This window comes from Streptomyces sp. NPDC058637 (assembly GCF_042717325.1).
Taxonomy (GTDB): Bacteria; Actinomycetota; Actinomycetes; order Streptomycetales; family Streptomycetaceae; genus Streptomyces.
Genome location: NZ_JBHXRD010000010.1, coordinates 77,728 through 94,008 on the forward strand (window position 1 = coordinate 77,728; position 16,281 = coordinate 94,008).

The 16,281-nt window shown below is 72.7% G+C and carries 10 protein-coding genes, 1 tRNA gene, 1 other RNA gene, 3 pseudogenes and 1 riboswitch; of the genes and pseudogenes, 6 read left to right on the top strand and 9 right to left on the bottom strand.

All coding sequences use genetic code 11. The features are described from left to right. Window positions 1-193: 193 nt before the first annotated feature. From purD to ffs, 3 genes are all read right to left on the bottom strand, one after another. Window positions 194-1,447, bottom strand: a complete 1,254-nt coding sequence (purD, locus tag ACFWVP_RS12485; RefSeq protein ID WP_384495988.1) for a phosphoribosylamine--glycine ligase — start codon at window positions 1,445-1,447, stop codon at window positions 194-196. 109 nt (window positions 1,448-1,556) lie between these two features. Beyond that, window positions 1,557-3,812, bottom strand: coding sequence for a DNA polymerase III subunit gamma and tau (locus ACFWVP_RS12490; protein ID WP_384495989.1), 2,256 nt, complete (start codon window positions 3,810-3,812; stop codon window positions 1,557-1,559). Between the two features lie 80 nt (window positions 3,813-3,892). After that, window positions 3,893-3,989, bottom strand: an RNA gene (gene ffs / locus ACFWVP_RS12495) — signal recognition particle sRNA small type. Window positions 3,990-4,110: 121 nt separating this feature from the next. Here ffs and ACFWVP_RS12500 point away from each other — a divergent pair. After that, window positions 4,111-4,198: transfer RNA gene (locus ACFWVP_RS12500), tRNA-Ser, on the top strand. Window positions 4,199-4,370: 172 nt separating this feature from the next. Beyond that, window positions 4,371-4,469, top strand: a pseudogene (locus ACFWVP_RS12505) (restriction endonuclease); the annotation flags it as partial. A 65-nt stretch (window positions 4,470-4,534) separates the two neighbouring features. On the opposite strand, the gene ACFWVP_RS12510 reads toward ACFWVP_RS12505, so the two are convergent. Beyond that, entirely contained in the window at window positions 4,535-5,200 is a 666-nt protein-coding gene (locus tag ACFWVP_RS12510; protein WP_384495991.1) for a TetR/AcrR family transcriptional regulator, read from the bottom strand. A 120-nt stretch (window positions 5,201-5,320) separates the two neighbouring features. On the opposite strand from ACFWVP_RS12510, the gene ACFWVP_RS12515 reads away from it, so the two are divergent. Beyond that, on the top strand, window positions 5,321-6,241 hold the full coding sequence (locus ACFWVP_RS12515; RefSeq protein ID WP_384495992.1) for an SDR family NAD(P)-dependent oxidoreductase: 921 nt from the start codon (window positions 5,321-5,323) through the stop codon (window positions 6,239-6,241). 122 nt (window positions 6,242-6,363) lie between these two features. Here the strand turns inward: ACFWVP_RS12515 and ACFWVP_RS12520 are convergent, their stop codons facing one another. Next, on the bottom strand, window positions 6,364-7,809 hold the full coding sequence (locus tag ACFWVP_RS12520; protein ID WP_384496202.1) for an oxygenase MpaB family protein: 1,446 nt from the start codon (window positions 7,807-7,809) through the stop codon (window positions 6,364-6,366). 98 nt (window positions 7,810-7,907) lie between these two features. Next, window positions 7,908-8,597, bottom strand: a complete 690-nt coding sequence (gene uppS, locus ACFWVP_RS12525) for a polyprenyl diphosphate synthase (protein WP_384496204.1) — start codon at window positions 8,595-8,597, stop codon at window positions 7,908-7,910. Window positions 8,598-8,945: 348 nt separating this feature from the next. On the opposite strand from uppS, the pseudogene ACFWVP_RS12530 reads away from it, so the two are divergent. Further along, window positions 8,946-9,088: pseudogene (locus tag ACFWVP_RS12530) on the top strand (phosphatase); the annotation flags it as partial. A gap of 68 nt (window positions 9,089-9,156) precedes the next feature. Here ACFWVP_RS12530 and ACFWVP_RS12535 read toward each other — a convergent pair. After that, complete coding sequence (locus tag ACFWVP_RS12535; protein ID WP_384495994.1) at window positions 9,157-9,747, bottom strand: TetR/AcrR family transcriptional regulator; 591 nt, start codon at window positions 9,745-9,747, stop codon at window positions 9,157-9,159. Window positions 9,748-9,960: 213 nt separating this feature from the next. Here ACFWVP_RS12535 and ACFWVP_RS12540 point away from each other — a divergent pair. After that, a pseudogene (locus ACFWVP_RS12540) lies at window positions 9,961-10,083 on the top strand (LLM class flavin-dependent oxidoreductase); the annotation flags it as partial. 69 nt (window positions 10,084-10,152) lie between these two features. Here the strand turns inward: ACFWVP_RS12540 and ACFWVP_RS12545 are convergent. Both ACFWVP_RS12545 and cobN read right to left on the bottom strand, forming a co-directional pair. After that, entirely contained in the window at window positions 10,153-10,908 is a 756-nt protein-coding gene (locus ACFWVP_RS12545; RefSeq protein WP_384495996.1) for an IclR family transcriptional regulator, read from the bottom strand. 76 nt (window positions 10,909-10,984) lie between these two features. Next, window positions 10,985-14,587: a cobaltochelatase subunit CobN gene (gene cobN, locus ACFWVP_RS12550; RefSeq protein ID WP_384495998.1), complete on the bottom strand. Its 3,603-nt coding sequence runs from the start codon at window positions 14,585-14,587 to the stop codon at window positions 10,985-10,987. A 91-nt stretch (window positions 14,588-14,678) separates the two neighbouring features. Then, a riboswitch (cobalamin riboswitch) is annotated at window positions 14,679-14,755 on the bottom strand. Between the two features lie 174 nt (window positions 14,756-14,929). Between cobN and ACFWVP_RS12555 the strand changes: the two genes are divergently transcribed. Further along, the gene (locus ACFWVP_RS12555; RefSeq protein ID WP_384496206.1) at window positions 14,930-16,234 is read left to right on the top strand and encodes a cobalamin biosynthesis protein CobG; all 1,305 of its coding nucleotides are present in this window, start codon (window positions 14,930-14,932) and stop codon (window positions 16,232-16,234) included. Window positions 16,235-16,281: the final 47 nt, after the last annotated feature.

The following is a 16,281-nucleotide window of genomic DNA, read 5'->3' on the forward strand; positions in this document are numbered from 1 at the left end:
CGCGACGGCCCCGAGGGGTTCCGTCGTACGGGTGAGCGTCGGTTCATGCGTACGAACCGACGTCCTTCCGGGCGCCCCTGGGAGCCGCCGGACACAGCTGTGCCCGGTACCTCGGGGGAGGTGCCGGGCACGGAAGCGGGTGTGCACGGCCGGCTCTCGGGCTTTCAGGCCTTCTGCCGGCCTTCTGGCCTTCTCAGGCTTCCTCGGCGGCCTTGCGGGCGATGTCCGTACGGTGCTGGGAGCCGTCGAGCCGGATCCTGCCGACGGCCGTGTAGGCGCGCTCGCGGGCCTGGCTCAGGTCCTTGCCGGTCGCGGTGACGGAGAGCACGCGGCCCCCGGCGCTGACGACCGCGTCGCCGTCCTGCCTGGTCCCGGCGTGCAGGACGAACGCATGCGGCGCATCCTGCGCCACCACGTCCGCGAGGCCCTCGATCGGGTCGCCCGTCCGGGGGGTCGCGGGGTAGTTGTGCGAGGCGATGACCACGGTGACCGCGGCCTCGTCACGCCAGTTCAGCGGGGGTAGGAGGTCCAGGGTGCCGTTGGCCGAACCGAGCAGGATCCCGGCCAGCGGGGTCTTCAGCCGGGCCAGGACCACCTGGGTCTCCGGGTCGCCGAAACGGGCGTTGAACTCGATGACCCGTACGCCGCGCGAGGTGATCGCGAGGCCCGCGTACAGCAGCCCGGAGAAGGGCGTGCCGCGGCGGCGGAGCTCGTCGACGGTCGGCTGGAGGACGGACTGCATGACCTCGTCGACCAGCTTCGGGTCGGCCCACGGGAGCGGGGAGTACGCGCCCATGCCACCGGTGTTCGGACCCTCGTCGCCGTCCAGGGCTCGCTTGAAGTCCTGGGCGGGCTGCAGCGGCAGCACCGTGGTGCCGTCGGTGATCGCGAAGAGGCTGACCTCGGGGCCGTCGAGGAACTCCTCGATGACCACCCGGTCGCAGGCCAGCGCGTGGGCGCGGGCCGCCTCGACGTCGTCGGTGACGACGACGCCCTTGCCGGCCGCGAGGCCGTCGTCCTTGACGACGTACGGGGCACCGAACGCGTCGAGGGCCTCGTCGATCTCGGCGAGCGTCGTGCAGACGTAACTCCTGGCGGTCGGGACGTTGGCCCCGGCCATGACGTCCTTGGCGAACGCCTTGGAGCCCTCCAGCCGGGCCGCCTCGCCCGAGGGGCCGAAGCAGGGGATACCGGCCGCGCGCACGGCGTCGGCGACACCGGCGACAAGCGGTGCCTCCGGGCCGACGACCACCAGCTCGGCACCCAGCTCGGTCGCGAGGCGCGCGACGGCGTCGCCGTCGAGCGCGTCGACCGGGTGCAGTTCGGCCACCTCTGCGATTCCGGCGTTGCCGGGAGCGCAGTACAGAGCGGTGACATCGGGGTCGAGGGAAAGAGAGCGGCACAGGGCGTGTTCGCGGGCGCCGCCGCCGATGACGAGGACCTTCACGGGGTGCAGCCTAACCGCCGGGGCGGGGCGGCCTCGACGGGCGCCGCTCCGTGGACGGCGGGGCGGCGCGCGGTGCGTTACTCGTTTCCACCCGCCCCACCTCTCGTCCCTACTCGTTGGTGAACTCCTCGACGACCGTGGCTCCCAGCTCGCGCACGATCAGGTCGTGTCCCGAGAGCGCGGAGTCGATCAGGTCCGGATCGTCCGCCTCCGCGGTGTCGTCCTCCGGCGCGACCGGATGCGGCGGCTCGGGGGCGGCCCGGTCGTAACCCGTCGGCTCCGGCCTGTGGGACTGCTGGGCCGGGGGCTGCTGGGCGGCCGGCGGTGGCTGCTGGGCGGCGGGCCGGGGCTCGTACGACGGCGCCTGCGGGGCGGGCGCGGGCTGGTACGGGGCGGGGGATGACGGGCGGCCGCCGCCACCGGGCTGCGCGGGCTGACCGCCACCGCCCGACGCGTCGACGACCGCGTCGACCCGCCATTTGGCGTTGAACTGCTCGGCGAGGGCCTGCTTCAGCACCTCCTCGCTGCCGCTGCTCGCGAAGGTGTCACGGGCGCCCGCGTTGAGGAAGCCGATCTGCAGGGTGGCCCCGTCGAAGCCGGTGACCTGGGCGTTCTGGCTGAGCAGGATCCAGGTGAACCGGCGACGGTTCTTCACGGCCTCCAGGATGTCCGGCCACATGTTCCGCACCTGGGCAGCGCCCTGCGCCATGTCCTGCCCACCGGCGGGCGGCGCGACGGACGCGGGGGCGGCGGCGTGAGCGGGGGCCGCCGCCGGGGCGGGGGCCTGCGGGGGCGGCGGACTGCCGGGCGTGGAAGCGGTCGGCCATCCACCGGGCCGGCGCGCCGCCTCCCCGCCGCCTCCGGCGCCGCTGCCGGCCCCACTCGCGGCAGGCCAGGCGCCGGGGCGCTGGGCGGCTGCTGCGGGGGCTTCGGGTGGGGCCTGGGGGGCTTGGGGTTGCTGGGCCTGGGGCTGCTGGACGTGGGGCGCGGCGGGCGGGGCTTCCGGGGCGGGGGCGGGCATGGGTGCGGTCTGCGGTGCGCCTGTCGGTGCGCCGACCGGTGTACCCGTCGGTGCGCCGCCGCGGGCCTCGCCCCCTACCGCCGCACGGGCGGCCGTCGGCCCGGAGACGGCCCCGGGACCGGCCGCGTGGGCCTCGGGCCCCGGCACGTACCCCATGGCGGGGCCCGGCCCGGCCATCGCGAAGGACGCGCCGCGCTCCAGCCGGTCCAGCCGGGCCTGGAACGAACGCTCGTCGTCGAAGGCGGCCGGCAGCAGCACCCGGGCGCAGATCAGCTCCACCTGAAGACGCGGCGAGGTCGCCCCGCGCATCTCCGTGAGCCCCTCGTTGACCAGATCGGCCGCCCGGCTCAGCTCCGCGGCACCGAAGACGGCCGCCTGTGCCTGCATCCGCTCGACCACGTCGGCGGGAGCGTCGATGAGCCCCTTGTCCCCGGCATCCGGCACGGCGGCCAGGATCACCAGGTCGCGCAGCCGCTCCAACAGGTCGGCTACGAAGCGCCGGGGGTCGTTGCCGCCCTCGATGATCTGGTCCACGACCTCGAAGGCCGCAGCCCCGTCGCCCGCCGCGAAAGCGTCCACGATGGAGTCCAGCAGGGACCCGTCCGTGTACCCGAGGAGCGAGGTCGCCATGGCGTATGTCACACCGCCTTCGGCCGCACCGGCCAGCAGCTGGTCCATGACGGACATCGAGTCACGCACGGATCCGGCACCGGCCCGAACGACGAGCGGCAGCACACCGTCCTCGACGAAGCTGTTCTCCTTGCCGCACACCTCGGCGAGATAACCGCGCAGCGTCCCCGGCGGGACCAGCCTGAACGGGTAGTGGTGCGTACGCGAGCGGATCGTGCCGATGACCTTCTCGGGCTCCGTGGTCGCGAAGATGAACTTGAGGTGCTCCGGCGGCTCCTCGACCACCTTCAGCAGGGCGTTGAACCCGGCCGGGGTGACCATGTGCGCCTCGTCGATGATGTAGATCTTGTACCGGCTCGACGCGGGCCCGAAGAACGCCTTCTCCCGCAGGTCACGGGCATCGTCCACACCACCGTGCGAAGCGGCGTCGATCTCGATCACGTCGATCGAACCCGGCCCGTTGCGCGCCAGGTCCTGGCAGGACTGGCACTCCCCGCACGGCGTCGGCGTGGGCCCCTGCTCGCAGTTCAGACAGCGGGCGAGGATGCGCGCGCTGGTCGTCTTTCCGCAGCCGCGCGGCCCGCTGAACAGGTACGCGTGATTGACCCGGTTGTTCCGCAGGGCCTGCTGCAGCGGGTCAGTGACATGCTCCTGACCGATGACCTCGGCGAAGGACTCGGGGCGATAGCGGCGGTACAGCGCAAGGGACGACACATCTACGAGGTTATCGGGGTGGACCGACAACCGGTCCCGCTCCGGGCGCGGCATCCGGCGGGACACCCACACCCCGGACACGCAAGGGCCCCCCACGCACCCGCCAGAGCCAACCTACCCTTGCTGCCTTCCGGCCCTGGGGGAGTTCAGTCAGATAGCGCCACGTGAGGGGCTGACGCCCACCTTAGCCGATCCCCGCCCCCTCAAGTCCACCCACCCGACCTCCCGGGAGCTCCCGGGAGCGATCTCCGGGGAACGTGTTCGCGAGCACCCTCCAACGTCTTGTATTGTTTGCGGCGGAGGATTCGCCTAGTGGCCTAGGGCGCACGCTTGGAAAGCGTGTTGGGGGCAACCCCTCACGAGTTCGAATCTCGTATCCTCCGCCATTGCTCTCACCGGGCAATACGTCGAAGGCCCCCGCAGCTCGCTGCGGGGGCCTTCGACGTTGATGGCCCCAGTTCTGGTCTCATTCATTTCCGGGCCCACCGCAGACCTGCCGCCGACCCGGCCCAGGCCGACGGCTCGTGACCTCCGCCACTGCCCGTCACCGACGTCGAAGGCCCTCGGCCGGGCGTCCGTCCCTTCGCCGCCGCCCACCGTTCCTGGCACACCAGGCAGGTCTTCCACGGCAGCGCACGCCCCGCCCCGACCGCCTGACCGCCGACCTGGCGGCCACCGACCGCCGGTCACGGACTTCCCGGCAGTTCGTCAGCCGTTCCCCCTCAGGCGCGCGGCAGCACGCCCAGGAGCGCCGAGGTGAAGGAGACCCGCAGAGCGTCACGCAGGTCCAGGTTGAGTACGCCCAGGGCGGGCTCGTCCTCATAGGCGGCAAGGAGGCTGGGCGGCGGCGGGACGTACGCCGACAGGGCGCCCGCCGAGATCAGGCTCATCAGGCAGAACAGCTGTGCACCGTCGCCGAGTTCGGGCACATGGCGGCGCACGAGCTCGACCATGGCCGCGAGCTTCGCGAGGGAGGAACGCTTGTGCCGCTTGACCACCTCGACCGAGACGTTGTGCTCGAGGACGCTGCCCTGCGCACCGAAGAGGTCGCACAGCACCACGCGGTCTGCCAGTGACCGGCTGAGGATCTCGGCGAGCCGGACCGCCCGCTCCTCCGGTGCCGCGTGCGTCTCGATGCCCGCGTCCAGCTCGTCCGCCAGCTCGGCCAGCCAGCTCCCCAGAAAGACGTCCAGGAGTTCGAGCAGCACCGCCTCGCGCGACTCGAAGTACCGCAGGACGTTCGACTTGGCCAGGCCCACCCGCCGACTGAGCTCGTTCAGGCTCACCTCGGCCACGGGCATCTCGTCGAGCATCGCCGCCGCCGTGTCCAGGATTGCCCGGCGGCGGATCTCCCGCTGCTCCTCGCTTCGCGCGCGCTGGAATGTCACGCCCTCAGCCTAACTTAGAGACCATCGGTCCCTTGATAGTAGACCGATGGTCTCTTGACAGGGGACCGGCGGTCTCTTACGTTTGCTTTTAACAGACCGATGGTTCTTAAGGAGCACGTCATGAGCGGCAACTGGACCGAGCAGCACATCCCCGATCAGCACGGCCGGGTGGCGATCGTGACCGGCGCCAACACCGGACTGGGCTTCGAGACCGCCCGGATACTCGCGGCCCACGGCGCGACCGTGGTCCTGGCGGTCCGGGACGTGGCGAAGGGCGAGCGGGCGGCCGCCCGCATCACCGGCGACGTCACCGTCCAGGCCCTCGACCTGACCTCCCTGGACTCGGTCCGGGCCGCGGCGGCCGACCTGCGCGCGGCCCACCCGCGCATCGACCTCCTGATCAACAACGCGGGCGTGATGTACACCCCCCGGCAGACCACCGCCGACGGCTTCGAGCTCCAGTTCGGCACCAACCACCTCGGGCACTTCGCCCTGACCGGCCTGCTGATGGACCGGCTCCTGCCCGTGCCCGGCTCCCGCGTCGTGACGGTCAGCAGCACCGGTCACCGCATCCGGGCCGCCATCCACTTCGACGACCTGCAGTGGGAGCGCTCGTACAGCCGCGTCGCCGCCTACGGTCAGGCCAAGCTCGCCAACCTGATGTTCACGTACGAACTGCAGCGCCGGCTCGCACCGCACGGCACCACGGTCGCGGTGGCCGCCCATCCCGGCGTGTCCAACACCGAGCTCATGCGCAACGCACCCGCCGCGCTTCGCGGGCCCGTCAGCTGGCTCGCGCCGATGCTCACCCAGAAGGCCGAGATGGGTGCCCTGCCCACCCTGCGCGCCGCCACCGATCCGGCCGTCACCGGCGGCCAGTACTACGGCCCCGGCAACCGGGGGCAGATCCGCGGCTACCCGAAGCTGGTCACCTCCAGCCCCGAGTCCCACGACCAGGCCGTCCAGCAGCGCCTGTGGACCGCGTCCGAGCAGCTCACCGGGGTGACCTTCGCGGCGATGACTCCACTGCGGAGGGCTTGAATGATGTCCGAGACGCTGCTCCTGGGCGTCGTAGGGATCCTGCGGGCACGCGGCGCCTGAGCTGCCGCGCCCGTGTCACCGGCCGAGGCGACCATCCGGGAACGGCGGCCCGACCTGTATGCCTACGCGTCGGAGAGCAGCGGGTCGTAGAGGGTCGAGCGCCGACGGCCTGACATGAAGGAGAGGAAGTCCCGCACGAACGCGCTCCGGGAGCAGCGCCCTTCGGCGTCCACGACGGATCGCCCGAAGCCTTTCCGGAACAGGGCCCGGTACTCCTCGGCGTCGATGAACTGGTCCCCGTCCGCGTCGGTGACCCCGAAGAGGACCTCGGCGACGCGGATCAGCGCCGGTCCTGCCAGGGACGGGGCCGCGGCCGCGTACTCCTCCTCGCTCACCCGGCCGTCGCCGTCACTGTCCAGGGCCGCCTGGAGTTCCCTCCACCATGCGGCGAACGCGTCGTACAGCCGGGTCTCCGCCGGCTCGTCCAGGTCGAGACGCGAGCAGATCTCCCGTGCCATGGCGGCGAGATCGGGCCAGTCCAGATAGCCGTCCCCGGTCTGGTCCAGCACTTCGGAGAAGAACTCCCGGGCACCGCGCCGGTTCTCGGCCCCGCCCGTGCCGCTCGAACCGCCCGCCTCCTCCGCACCGCCCGTGCCGTCCTGCTGTGCCGGTACCGGTGTGAGCAGCCGGAACAGCGCGCCGGCCCGTTTCGTCCGGTCGCGCAGTGTGCTGAGCTTCTCGGCCCAGGGGCCGTCGCCGTCCGGCGACAGCTGGAGCAGACCGACGACGTTCTCGGTCTGGATCCAGTTGTCGGGCAGGGCGCGGGCCAGGCGTGCGGCCATGTAGGCACTCTGCATCAGGGTCTGCGCACCGGGGACCTCGGGCAGCCCCGCCCGGCGGCGGAAGACCTCGGGGAGGGAAGCGACGGTGATGGCACCGATGACCGGGCCTGCCAGCGCACGGCCGGCCGCCCAGACCGTGGGCAGGCCCGCGAACAGCGGCGGTGCCGGCAGATGCTCGAAGAGCCTGAAGAGGATGATGCGCAGCGCCTCCGTGTTCTGCAGCTCCTCCGCGACCATGCGGTCGTAGTACTGCCAGAACCCGGGCAAGGTGGGCGGTAGATGACCGGCCTCGTCCCCCAGGGCTGCCAGGAAGGCCTGGAATTCGGCGTAGAGCCGCTCCATGGTGACCTGGTCCAGGGGCTGCCCGCTCAGCCGGCACATGGTGACGGAGCTCTCGAAGAGCGTCGCGACCACCCACGCCCGCACTTCCGGGTCCATGGCGTCGTAGGGGCCGCTCCTCGCGTCCGTACCACTCAGCCGCGCGTGCAGGCGGTTCAGCCGTGCCGCCTCCCGCTGCCGTACGTCCTCGTCGGCTCCGAACATGCGTTGCAGGCTCACCAGGGTGTTGCCCAGCCTCCGCCACGGGTGCACGACGAAGGAGGAGTTGTCGGCCAGTGCCGCACCGATCTGCGGGTGGGCGGCTTCCAGCACCGTGGCCCTGACGACGGCCAGCGCCCAGCGTGGGTCGTTGAAGAAGCGGTGGAACTGCGAGTCCGGCCCGAACAGGGATTCGGCCGGTGCTTCGGCGGTCTCCCGGGCGGGGCCGCCGTGAGGGCCCGTGGTGCCGTGGCCGGTCCGTGCGGAGTGGCTGCTGTCCGTGTCCCTCACCTTTGAGGTTCCCCGTTCGTCTGAGGTGTCACGCCGCCGAAGCGGCGGTCGCGGCTCCGGTATTCGTGCAGGCACTCCAGGAAGTGCGGCGCACGGAAGTCGGGCCAGAGCACCGAGGGGAAGATCCACTCGGCGTAGGCCACCTGCCAGAGCATGAAGTTGGAGATGCGCTGTTCGCCGGAGGTACGGATGACGAGGTCCACGTCAGGCGTGTCGGGGACCGGCAGGTGCGCGGCGAAGCACGCCTGGTCGACGGCGTCGGCGGACACTCCGGCGCGGATCAGGGACCGGGCCGCCGAGACGATGTCCTGGCGCCCGCCGTGGTCGAACGCCACGGTCAGCGTCATGCCCCGGTTGGCCTCGGTGAGTGTCATCAGGTCGGCGAAGTCCTGGGCCAGCGGAGCGGGAATCCTCGGGTCCTCGGCCCCCAGGAACCGGCAGCGGATGCCGCGTGCGTGCAGCAGCGGCGCGTGTTTGCGCACCACGCGGCGCACCAGACGCATGAGGAAGTCGATCTCCTCACCCGGGCGCCGCCAGTTCTCGGTGGAGAAGGCGTACAGGCTGAGCCACTCGACCCCCGCCGACCTGGCCGCCTCGATGACGTCGATGACCGTCGTCTCCGCGGCCCTGTGCCCTGACGTACGCGGCAGGGAGCGCTGTTGGGCCCACCGGCCGTTCCCGTCCATCACGCACGCGACATGGCGGGGCACCGGGCGCCGCCGGTCCGCGACGGGCGGGCGGAGTGGCTGGACCGGAACCGTGGGCAGGGCGGGGACATCCGGCTGCCTGCCGAGACCGCCGGCCGGCTCACCCGTCGTACGCGTCCGATCGGACGGCGGCCGTGCTCGACCGGATGTCATGGAAGCGCCCCCTTCGGCTCACGTCCACGGGCGTCGCCGGGGCCGCTTCATCAGAGTGCTGGCGGCCCGGCCCCGGCGCATCGCGATGCCCGTTTATTCACCCGTAGCACGTCAGTCGGAGGGCACCGGTACGTAGGCCCCGGCCCCTCGTCCGTACCCGATACCCTGCGCGGCGTGACCGACTCGCGCGCGGGCTCCGACGGTTCCGACGCCGATGTGGCGATAGCGCGGCCCTGGCCGGCGCGGACGTCGTACGCGGTAGGTACGGTCGGCGCCTCGCCCGCGTCGACAAGGGCGCCGGGGACTTCGCCACCGCCGTCGGGCGTGGCCGACGCCGCGCGCCGGTGGCTGGTGGACCCCCTGTCCCCTCGCCGCCGGCTCCGCCTCAGCGCGGTCGGCCCAGTCCGGCGATCAGGAGCCCGACCAGCCGGCGCGGGTCGTAGCGGGGGTCGCGGTCGTCGCCGATGCAGAGGTTGCCGACGCCGCGCATGAGCTCGAAGGCCCGCACGTCGGAGCGGATCTCACCGGCCTCGGCCGCGGCGGCCAGCAGTTCGGTGCACACCGGTACCAGGCGGTCCAGGAAGTGCGCGTGCAGGGCGTCGAACCCCGCGTCGTCGGACTGCAGCACCGCCGCGAGTCCGTGCTTGGTGACCAGGAAGTCGACGAAGAGGTCGATCCACCGCCCCAGCGCGGCGTGCGGTGTCCCGCTGCTCGCCAGCAGCGCGGGCCCGGCCTCGGCGCAGGCCTCGATCTGGTGGCGGTAGACGGCGATGATCAGGTCCGCCCGCGTCGGGAAGTGGCGGTAGATCGTGCCCATCCCGACCCCGGCCTCGGCCGCGATGTCGCGTACCGGCGCCTCCACGCCCGAGGCGACGAAGACCGTGGCGGCCGCGTCGAGCAGGGTCTCCTTGTTACGCCGGGCGTCCGCCCGCTTGGCACGGGTCGCCTGCCCCGCGCCCTCGTCGCCGTCGTTCACCGCGCCGCTCCCTCCACTACCCGCCAAAACGGAACAGCGCTCCGCATTTTTGACGGAGCAAGGTTCCGCTTGCTCATGATGCTGGGGCAGGGGCCCTGCGGCCAGTCCACGCATTGCTACCACGCTTCACCGGCGACGGAGGAGCACGATCATGCCGTACCGCACCTTGGTACGCACCGGCGTGCAGGTCAGCTCCTCGTGCTCGGCGCGATGAAGCGTGCGAAGTACGGGGAGTACGCCCGCGCACGGCTGCCGCGTACCGTCTCGCCGCAGGGGCCTGCCCGCATGATCTTCGCGCCCGATCTCGTCGGCGGTTCCGCCGAGATCGCCGAACAGTCCGCGTGAGCCTGTCGGGGCAGCCTCCTCGTCCACAACGGCGGCCCGCTCCCAGGGGGCCACCGGCCCTCAGTCCGTGAGCGAGAGTCCCCTGGTCACGCGGTCCGCCGCGGCCTGCACCCGGCGGTGGAGATCGCTCCTGCGGTACATCCGGTCCGACCGGAAGGAGACCCCGAGCGAGCCCACCCCCGAGCCGCTGTACACGGGCACCGCCACACAGACCGTGCCCAGCGCGTACTCCTCCCGGTCCATGACGACCGGCGTGCGCGGCGCCGTTTCGAGCTGCCGGACCAGGTCCTCGCGGTGCGTGATGGTGCGGGGGGTGAGGTCGGGGAGCGTGTGCCGGGAGAGGTAGTCGGCACGCGCCTCGCCGTCCAGTTCGCGCAGCACGCACTTGCCGAGCGCCGTGGCGTGCCCGGCGTCCTCGAAGCCCACCCAGAGGTCGACCCGCGGCGCCTCCGGGCTGTCGACGATCTCCGCGACGCGGATCTCGCCCTCCTCGTAGAAGGTCAGGTACGCGGCGGACGCCAGCTCGTCCCGCAGGGAGGCCAGGACGGGTCGCACCCGGTCCATCAGCCCGTGCCCCGGGCCGCCGTCGTGCGAGGCGTAGAGCTTGTCGCCCGGGACGTACCCGCCGTCCTCGAGTCTTCGCAGGAAGCCGTCCCCGGTGAGCGCGCCCAGGAGGTGCTGGGCGGTGTCCGGCGCGAGTCCCGCCTCCCGCGCCAGCTGCTGCGCGGGCGCACCGCCCTCGTGCGCCCCCGCCGCCTCCAACAAACGGAAGGCCTGCCGGACCGACGAGGGCGTGGGACCCGTCTGATCACCCATCCCCCCAGCTTGGACCCGGCACCGCAGGGCGGCAATACCTCCCGGTTCCACCCCTTACCGGAAGCCCGGCGCCCGCTCAGTCCTCGCCCTCCAGATCCCCTTCCGTCTCCAGGAAGACCTGGCGCAGCGCCTCGATCACCGCGGGGTCGGGCTTCGCCCACATCCCGCGGGACTCGGCCTCCAGGAGGCGTTCCGCGATGCCGTGGAGCGCCCAGGGGTTGGCCTGCTGGAGGAACTCGCGGTTCGTCGGGTCCAGGACGTACGTCTCGGTGAGCTTGTCGTACATCCAGTCCGCGACCACACCCGTCGTCGCGTCGTACCCGAACAGGTAGTCGACGGTCGCGGCGAGCTCGAAGGCGCCCTTGTAGCCGTGGCGGCGCATCGCCTCGATCCACTTCGGGTTGACCACCCGGGCGCGGAACACCCGGGACGTCTCCTCGACCAGGGTGCGGGTGCGGACCGTCTCGGGGCGGGTCGAGTCGCCGATGTACGCCTCGGGGGCGGTGCCCTTCAGCGCGCGTACGGTCGCGACCATGCCGCCGTGGTACTGGAAGTAGTCGTCCGAGTCCGCGATGTCGTGCTCACGGGTGTCGGTGTTCTTCGCCGCGACCGCGATGCGCTTGTACGCGGTCTCCATCTCGTCCCGGGCCGGGCGCCCGTCGAGCTCGCGGCCGTAGGCGTAGCCGCCCCACACCGTGTAGACCTCGGCGAGGTCGGCGTCCGTACGCCAGTCTCGTGAGTCGATGAGCTGGAGCAGCCCGGCACCGTACGTTCCCGGCCGGGAGCCGAAGATACGGGTGGTGGCGCGCCGCTCGTCGCCGTGTTCGGCCAGGTCGGCCTGGGTGTGCGCGCGTACGAAGTTCCGCTCGGCGGGCTCGTCGAGGGAGGCGGCCAGGCGTACGGCGTCGTCGAGGAGGCCGATGGTGTGCGGGAAGGCGTCCCGGAAGAAGCCGGAGATGCGCAGGGTGACGTCGATACGGGGGCGTCCCAGCTCCTCGTACGGGATCGCCTCCAGGCCCGTGACGCGGCGCGAGGCGTCGTCCCAGACGGGGCGGACGCCGAGCAGGGCGAAGGCTTCGGCGATGTCGTCGCCCGCCGTGCGCATGGCGCTGGTGCCCCACAGGGACAGGCCGACGGAGGTGGGCCAGTCGCCGTTGTCGGCGCGGTAGCGCTCCAGGAGCGAGTCCGCGAGGGCCTGGCCGGTCTCCCAGGCGAGGCGGGACGGGACGGCCTTCGGGTCTACGGAGTAGAAGTTCCGGCCGGTCGGCAGGACGTTCACCAGGCCACGGAGCGGGGAACCGGACGGCCCGGCGGGGACGAAGCCGCCGTTCAGCGCGTGGACGGTGTGGTCCAGCTCGTCGGTCGTCGCGGCGAGGCGGGGCACGACCTCCCGGGCGGCGAAGTCGAGGATGTCGGCGACGGCCTGCGGCTGTCCGGCGGCCACGCCGGCGACGGCGGCCGGGTCCCAGTCCGCGTCCTCCATCGCCTGGACGAGGGCGCGGGCCCGCTCCTCGGTCTCGTCGGCGGCGGTACGGGTGGCCGCGGACTCGTCGAGGCCGAGCGCCTCGCGCAGACCGGGCAGCGAGGTCGTACCGCCCCAGATCTGGCGGGCGCGCAGGATGGCGAGGACCAGGTTGACGCGGTCCTTGCCGGCCGGGGCGCCGCCCAGGACGTGCAGTCCGTCGCGGATCTGGACGTCCTTGATCTCACAGAGCCAGCCGTCGAGATGCATGATGAACTCGTCGAAGCCCTCGTCCTCGGGCCGGTCCTGCAGCCCCAGGTCGTGGTCGAGTTTCGCCGCCTGGATCAGCGTCCAGATCTGGGCGCGGACGGCCGGGAGCTTCGCCGGGTCCATCGCGGCGATCTGGGCGTGCTCGTCCAGGAGCTGTTCGAGGCGGGCGATGTCGCCGTAGCTGTCGGCGCGCGCCATCGGCGGTACGAGGTGGTCGACCAGGGTGGCGTGCACCCGGCGCTTGGCCTGGGTGCCCTCGCCCGGGTCGTTCACCAGGAACGGGTAGACCAGCGGCAGGTCGCCCAGCGCCGCGTCGGGGCCGCAGGCGGCCGACAGGCCGGCGTTCTTGCCGGGCAGCCACTCCAGGTTGCCGTGCTTGCCGAGGTGGATCATCGCGTCGGCGCCGAAGCCGTTGTCGTCGGCGGACGCGGCGATCCAGCGGTAGGCGGCCAGGTAGTGGTGCGAGGGCGGCAGGTCCGGGTCGTGGTAGATCGCGATCGGGTTCTCGCCGAAGCCGCGGGGCGGCTGGATGAGGATGAGCAGATTGCCGCGCCGCAGGGCCGCGAGCACGATGTCGCCCTCGGGGTTGCGGGACCGGTCGAGGAACATCTCGCCGGGGGCCGGGCCCCAGTGCCGCTCGACGGCCTCGCGGAGGTCGGCGGGCAGTGTGGCGAACCAGCGGCGGTAGTCGGCCGCGGGGATGCGGACCGGGTTGCGGGCCAGCTGCTCCTCGGTGAGCCACTCCTGGTCGTGGCCGCCGGCCTCGATCAGCGCGTAGATCAGCTCGTCGCCGTCGCCGGAGACGAGCCCCGGGATCTCCTCCCCGGGCCCGAAGTCGTAACCCTCGGCGCGCAGTCTGCGCAGCAGCGCGACGGCACTGGCGGGGGTGTCGAGGCCGACCGCGTTTCCGATGCGGGAGTGCTTGGTCGGGTACGCGGACAGGACGAGCGCGATCCGCTTCTCGGCCGCCGGGATGTGCCGGAGCCTGGCGTGCCGTACGGCGATCCCGGCGACCCGGGCCGCACGTTCGGCGTCGGCGACGTAGGCGGGCAGGCCGTCCTCGTCGATCTCCTTGAAGGAGAACGGCACCGTGATCAGGCGGCCGTCGAACTCCGGCACCGCGATCTGGGTGGCTGCGTCCAGCGGGGAGACGCCCTCGTCGTTCTCCTCCCAGGCGGCGCGCGGGCTGGTCAGGCAGAGGGCCTGGAGGACCGGGACGTCGAGGCCGGTGAGGGCGCCCGCGTCCCAGGACTCGTCGTCGCCGCCCGCCGACGCGGTGGCCGGCTTGGTGCCGCCCGCGGCCAGGACGGTGGTCACGATGGCGTCGGCCGCCCGGAGTTCGTCGATGAGTTCGGGCTCGGGCGAGCGGAGCGAGGCGACGTACAGCGGGAGGGCGCGGGCCCCCGCGTCCTCCACGGCCGTGCAGAGCGCCTCGATGAACGCGGTGTTCCCGCTCATGTGGTGGGCGCGGTAGTAGAGCACCGCGATGGTGGGCCCGGTGACACCCTCACGGGCCGTCCGCTCCAACGGGCCCCACGCGGGGGCCGGGGCGGGCGGGTCGAAGCCGTGGCCGGTGAGCAGCACCGTGTCGGAGAGGAAGCGTGCCAGCTGTTCCAGGTTGGCGGGGCCGCCGTGCGCGAGGTAGGCGTGCGCCTCGGCGGCGATGCCGATGGGGACGGTGGAAGCGGCCATCAGCTGGGCGTCGGGGGCCTGTTCACCGGTGAGGACGACGACCGGGCGGCCGGTCGCCAGCACCTGGTCCAGCCCTTCCTGCCAGGCGCGGACACCACCGAGGAGACGGACGACCACGAGGTCGGTGCCGTCCAGGAGCCGCGGCAGGTCCTCGACGGAGAGCCGGGACGGGTTCGCGTAGCGGAAGCCGACCGGGCCGCCGGAGGCGCGGGCGCTGAGCAGGTCGGTGTCGGACGTCGACAGGAGCAGAATCATGCGGCGTCAAGCCTTCCTCGGGGTGTCCACGCCCCGGGCGGTGTCGGAATGGGGTCCCCCTGCTCGAGCGGAGCCGAGAGCTTGGGGAAAGGAGTTCCTGACTCGCCCGGTCGTCGTGGACCGGGCTCACAGTGGCGGGACCGCGCCGGAATCTCACCGGGCTTCCTCCCATGTCGCCGTCTGGCGATGGCGGGCCGAACGGACCGCCGCTAGGCATAGTAGGCCGCAGGTGGGTGGGGGTGACCAGACGGCCCCCGGTGGAACCCGGCCCTCCTGGGGCGGAGGTTCCGGGTGTCCTGCAGCTCACAGTGACCGCAGGGCTGCGCGATGGTCACGGTGGGTATGCTCGCCGCCATGTCCGCATCCCCCATCTCGCCCCGGTCTCCGGGCGATACGTGTACCCGGAGCAGTGGTGACGCCTGCCCCGGGACACTGCGCCTGCACCGGGCGGACGACGGTGCGCTGGCACGGGTCCGCATACCCGGCGGGGTGCTGACGGCGACTCGGGCGGACGCCCTCCTGGAGGCCGCCCTGCGGCTGGGCGACGGTGAGTTGCATCTCACCTCGCGCGGCAACGTACAGCTGCGCGGCCTCGCCCCGGACTGCGGTACGGAGCTGGCAAGGCTGCTGAGCGGGGCGGGGCTGCTGCCCTCCGAACGCCATGAGCGGGTGCGCAACGTCGTCGCCTCACCCCTCTCGGGACTCGACTCCCTCGGGTCCGCGGACATCGGACCCTGGCTGGCCGAACTGGACCGTCTCGTCTGCGGCAGCGACCGCGCCACCGCACTCTCCGGCCGCTTCCTGTTCGCGCTCGACGACGGACGCGGCGATGTGGACGCCCTCGGCGCCGACCTCACCGTGCTGGCCGGCGCCGACGGCGACGCGATGCTGCGCGTCGGGAACACCGACGCCGTCCTCCTCGTCCCGGCCGCCGACGGGCCGCGCGCCGCCCTCCTCGCCGCCGAGGCGTTCCTGGACGCGGCCCGCGAATCCGGCGCCTGGCGGGTGAAGGACCTGCCCGCCGACGCGGCGGCCCCCCTGTCCGGCGACGTCGTCCGGCGCCTGCGGAACGCCCGGGTCCCCGTCACCCCCGGCTCGCACCCCCGCCCGTCCGAAGCCCGGCCCCCGGCCCCCGGCCCCGTCCGGGGCAGCCGCCGCGACGTCGCGCTCTGTGCCGGCGTACCGCTGGGAAGGCTGGACCGGGAACAGTGGCGGCTCCTGTCGGGCTCCGGCGAGCTGCGCCTCACCCCGTGGCGCGGCGCCGTCGTCACCGGCGTCGCGCCCGACCGTGTGGACGGCCTGCTTCACAGCCTCTCCGAGGCCGGCCTGATCGTCGGTCACGGCTCCCCGTGGGCCGGCGTCGGCGCGTGCATCGGGCAGCCCGGCTGTGCGAAGTCACTGGCCGACGTGCGGGCCCAGGCGGGGGCCGCCGTCGGACCGGCCGGACGGCTCCCTGTGTACTGGTCCGGGTGCGAACGCCGGTGCGGCCATCCGCACGGCGAGTGGATCGACGTGGTCGCCACCCCCGACGGACACCGGATCTCCCACGTGCGGGGGGACCGGGCCACCGCCGCGACGGCGGTCCACGACGACCCGGTCGCGCTGGCCGCCGCGGTCGCGGCGGCGCGGGACGCCCGTACCGCCTGAACACCCCTTACCCGTAGCACCCCTTGAAGAAAGAAAGCGACAGCACT

Coding starts and splice junctions, on each gene's coding strand:
- ACFWVP_RS12555 (WP_384496206.1), top strand. CDS start 14,930: ATGCTCGCCGCCATGTCCGCATCCCCCATCTCGCCCCGGTCTCCGGGC.
- ACFWVP_RS12545 (WP_384495996.1), bottom strand. CDS start 10,908: ATGGGTGATCAGACGGGTCCCACGCCCTCGTCGGTCCGGCAGGCCTTC.
- ACFWVP_RS12515 (WP_384495992.1), top strand. CDS start 5,321: ATGAGCGGCAACTGGACCGAGCAGCACATCCCCGATCAGCACGGCCGG.
- cobN (WP_384495998.1), bottom strand. CDS start 14,587: ATGATTCTGCTCCTGTCGACGTCCGACACCGACCTGCTCAGCGCCCGC.
- uppS (WP_384496204.1), bottom strand. CDS start 8,597: ATGGACGGGAACGGCCGGTGGGCCCAACAGCGCTCCCTGCCGCGTACG.